General features: G+C 59.9%; 5 protein-coding genes. 3 read left to right on the top strand and 2 right to left on the bottom strand.

Features of this window, described 5'->3' with window-relative positions:
- Positions 1-129 precede the first annotated feature (129 nt).
- Together Q0C48_RS09030 and Q0C48_RS09025 are read right to left on the bottom strand one after the other, a co-directional pair.
- Entirely contained in the window at positions 130-1,563 is a 1,434-nt protein-coding gene (locus Q0C48_RS09030; protein ID WP_291523583.1) for an RtcB family protein, read from the bottom strand.
- Between the two features lie 41 nt (positions 1,564-1,604).
- On the bottom strand, positions 1,605-2,015 hold the full coding sequence (locus Q0C48_RS09025; RefSeq protein ID WP_291523581.1) for an archease: 411 nt from the start codon (positions 2,013-2,015) through the stop codon (positions 1,605-1,607).
- A 147-nt stretch (positions 2,016-2,162) separates the two neighbouring features.
- On the opposite strand from Q0C48_RS09025, the gene Q0C48_RS09020 reads away from it, so the two are divergent.
- The 3 genes from Q0C48_RS09020 (at position 2,163) to Q0C48_RS09010 (ending at position 3,710) form a co-directional block, all read left to right on the top strand.
- Positions 2,163-2,459 (top strand): hypothetical protein, encoded by a 297-nt coding sequence (locus Q0C48_RS09020; RefSeq protein WP_291523579.1) that lies wholly within the window; start codon positions 2,163-2,165, stop codon positions 2,457-2,459.
- A gap of 590 nt (positions 2,460-3,049) precedes the next feature.
- Entirely contained in the window at positions 3,050-3,352 is a 303-nt protein-coding gene (locus Q0C48_RS09015) for a DUF6516 family protein (protein ID WP_291523577.1), read from the top strand.
- Complete coding sequence (locus Q0C48_RS09010; protein WP_291523576.1) at positions 3,345-3,710, top strand: winged helix DNA-binding protein; 366 nt, start codon at positions 3,345-3,347, stop codon at positions 3,708-3,710. Before Q0C48_RS09015 ends, Q0C48_RS09010 begins: the two co-directional genes overlap by 8 nt.
- Positions 3,711-3,877 lie beyond the last annotated feature (167 nt).

Below are 3,877 nucleotides of genomic sequence, written 5' to 3'. Positions count from 1 at the left end.
CGCAGCTTGCGCTTGTCGTTGCCGACGATGAGATGTTTCTTGCCTTTATCCATGGTGTCACCTTCCTCTCTAGCCATTACCCCAAAAACAGCAGTTGGCGGGGACGTTTTTTGCTCCGGCGGGCTTTGCTCACCCCTTGATGCAGACCTTGGGACGCAGGAAGACCACCCTGCGCGCCAAGCCCGCCTTCTCCGTGGCCTCGGCGACCAGGTCCACGTCCTTGTACGCCCCCGGCGCTTCCTCTGCGGCTCCGCGCATGGAACGGGTGCGGATGAGGACACCCCGGCCAGCCAACTCGTCGATGAGCTCCCGGCCGTGCCACTGCTTGAGGGCCTGATGACGGCTCATGGCCCGGCCGGCGCCGTGGCTGGCGGAGGAAAAGGCCCGCTCCTCGCTCTCCGCCATCCCGGCCAAAATGTAAGAGCCCGTCCCCATGCTGCCGCCGATGATGACGGGCTGCCCGACGGCCTGGTAGCGCTCCGGCAGGGCCGAGTGCCCCGGACCGAAGGCGCGGGTAGCGCCCTTGCGATGAACCCAGAGCTTGCGCTCGACGCCGTCCACCTTATGACTTTCCGCCTTGCAGGTGTTGTGGGAGACGTCGTACAGAAGTTCCAGCCGACTGTCCGGGAAGATGCGGCCAAACACCTCGCGGGTGAGCTGGGTGAGCATCTCCCGGTTGGCCAGAGCAACGTTGATGGCGGCGTTCATGGCCCCGATGTACTGCTGCCCTTCAGGGGAATGGATGGGGGCACAGGCCAGCTCCCGCTCCGGCAGGGTGATGCCAAGCCGGCCCCCGGCCTTGGCCAGGCTCAGCAGATACTCGGTGCCGATCTGGTGGCCGAGTCCCCGGGAGCCACAGTGGATAGTGATCACCAGTTGGCCTTTCTGCAAGCCGTAGGCGGTGGCCGCCTGGGCGTCATGGATGCGGTCCACCACTTGTACTTCCAGGTAATGGTTGCCCGACCCCAGAGTCCCCATCTCCCCGCGTTGGCGCTGCTTGGCCAAGTCGGAAACCGACTCCGGATGGGCGCCGCCCATGCGCCCGCGCTCTTCAATGTATTCCAGGTCCTCCGGGTCCCCGTAGCCGTGGCGGACGGCCCACTCGGCGCCCTCCAGCAGGACCGCGTCCAATTCCGCGGTAGACAGCTTCAGCTCACCCTCCTCGCCCACCCCGGCGGGAATGCGGTGATAAAGAGCGTCGGCCAGTGCCCCCAGTTTGCCGTCGACCTCATGCAGCATGAGGTTGCTGCGCAGGGTCCGTATGCCGCAGGAGATATCAAAGCCCACCCCGCCCGCCGAGATGATGCCGCCTTGGTCCGCGTCGAAGGCCGCCACCCCACCGATGGGGAAGCCGTAGCCCCAGTGGGCATCGGGCATGGTCATGGCCGCCCCCACCAGGCCCGGCAGCCTGGCGACGTTGGTAATCTGCTCCAGAACCTTGTCGTCCATGCTGACGAGCAGGGGCTCACTGCCATAGAGCAGCACCGGTCCCCGCTCTTCGCCGGGGGTTAAAGGCGCTGTCCAGCAATAGTCATTCAGCTTCCGCAACCGGCTCATGTCCATGGGAAATCCTCATCCAAAAACGGCGTTTGCCCAATGGCGGCTCAAACGTCCACTACGCAACGGGCTTCGAAACCCTCCGGCCCCTGGGCAACGCGCAGCATGGTGAGGGTGGCGCCCTTCACTTCCACCCCCCGATCCATATCCTCCCGCCAGGGCTCGCCCCAGGCCTCTCCCTGCCAATGGCTATTATCGCGGACGAGCCGAAAGCGCCCCAAGATCAGACCATGAGTCCCCGCCTCGGCCAGCAGGGTATTCAGCCAAGTGACCAGGGCCAGTTCGAGGTCCTCCTCCTCGAAGTCGAACCGGACCGAACAGGCTGTCTGCACCTGGGCGGGGTCAGCCATAATGGCAAAGGTCCCCGCCGCTGCGCCCTCGAAAGACTCTTCCAGGGTCCTGCCCCGGCCGATGACACCGATGTCGGCGTCATGATCAAAGTATGAAAATACCGTCAATGGTTACGCTCCATCCCCATGCTCGTCTTATGGACGACGAGGTCGGATTTCCAATCCTCTTGAAAGTATAGGACAGATTAGAATCTGTAGACGATCCCCGTCCGGGCATCCCGCACGATGCAGTTGTGACTGAGATGGACGCGGAGATTGTCGCCATCGCGCCAGGTCACTGTAGCCATCGGGGTGGGTGCCAAGGCAAATGGGACTGGAACGATGGCTTATGGGCAAGGCGCCTCAGCCAGCTACGCCGGCTCTGTGGCCTTAGGTGCGGGTGCGCAGGCCAATGCCGACCCCACTACAGCAGTAGGCAACAATGCCATCGCCAACGGTAATAACTCTGTGGCCCTGGGCGCCAACACGACTGCCAAAGCAACCATTGCAAACTTGCCACAGAGTGGGGCAAATCCACACGAATGCTCACGATATACCTCCATCCATCAGTGATAATCCACGATTTCCACGTCCCAGGCGTTGCTGTCGCGCCAAATGCACTTCCGCCAGCGCTTGCGTACCGTCATTCAGTCCTGTCATGGCGACGCCTTTCTTCCTCTCTCACTGAATAATACTCCGCCATCCCACTGGTGAGACCGGGGGCGGTGCCAAGGTGAATGGCGTGATGGTGCCCCATTGCCCAAGGGGATCAGCAGGTGATTACCGCTTTGCGTAGGCGCACCTGCATATTCGCTGCCCAGTGAGACACCGGAAGCGTTGGCACCATTTGCGCTGGTGAGTGGAGCGCCAATCGCCTTGGTAATAAGCCATCTGGGACATCAATTGATGAGTTTCCATCCCGTAGGGCCGCCTAATGGCAGTCCAGCACCGAAGCTCGTGGGGAATGTTTTTGACGGTCCGGTATTACTAGCTGCGCCCTGCAACAAGGTACGACCATTGAAGCTGGTGACGGTGGGCGTGAAGGCCGTTCCGTAACCCACGAAAAGTGCGCTGGTAATGGCTGTCCCCGTACTGTCGGTGAAAGTACCGCTGGGGAAGCACCAGTTGCGGACTTGTTGACCTGTGGGTATGTATTGCCTATCATGCAATACATGAAAGCGATCCGTGTATTCTACAAGAAGGAAGTCCGGCCAGATGACGTCATCGTGGAGGCAGTGATCTGGCAACTTCCGGAGCCTTCACCGGAGCGGCCGCACGGCTTCAAATACCGTTTCTATTGCGGCAAAAACGGGCAATGCCTGGTGCGGTATGACAACGAAACGGGCAAAGGGGACCACCGGCATTATGGTGACATGGAAGAATCCTATGTTTTCTCATCGCTGTCTGCCCTGGTGGACGATTTCGAGAGGGATGTGCAAAGATTGACAGGAGAACCCCATGACTAAAGCCATTATCAGCATCACATCCACCAGCACGCTATTCAGCGAGGTGCGGGAGATTGCAAAAAAACTGGACCGGGGAGAGATTCTGCCGGAAGCGGATTATCATCTGAGTTTTTCCGATTCCGCACAGCTTTTTCGTGAGTTGACGCCGGCGCGGTTGGCGCTGCTCGAACATCTCAAAAAGGATGGGCCACAGTCTATTTACGCGCTCGCCAAGCAACTCGGCAGAAACTACAGTAATGTGCATGCTGACGTGCGGAAACTCATGGAACACCATCTTATCGACAAGACGGAAGACCAGCAGGTTTTCGTGCCTTGGGATGACGTGGAAATTCACCTGTCCTTGAGTGTGTCAGAATAAATCTAAATAAATCAGTATATTGTTGTCGAATCGTCCGCATGAGCGTGTCTGTAGCCGTTCATTGGTGTGGAAGACTTGCGGGTTGCCTCTTCCACGATACACCTGGTAGCCGCGCTCACGCGAAGAGCGTGGCGACCTTCGCCAGCACCTCGTCCATGATCAAGGCT

The organism is Acidithiobacillus sp., from assembly GCF_023255755.1.
In the GTDB taxonomy this organism is placed as follows: Bacteria; Pseudomonadota; Gammaproteobacteria; order Acidithiobacillales; family Acidithiobacillaceae; genus Acidithiobacillus.
This window is presented reverse-complemented; position numbering and strand designations above follow the sequence as displayed.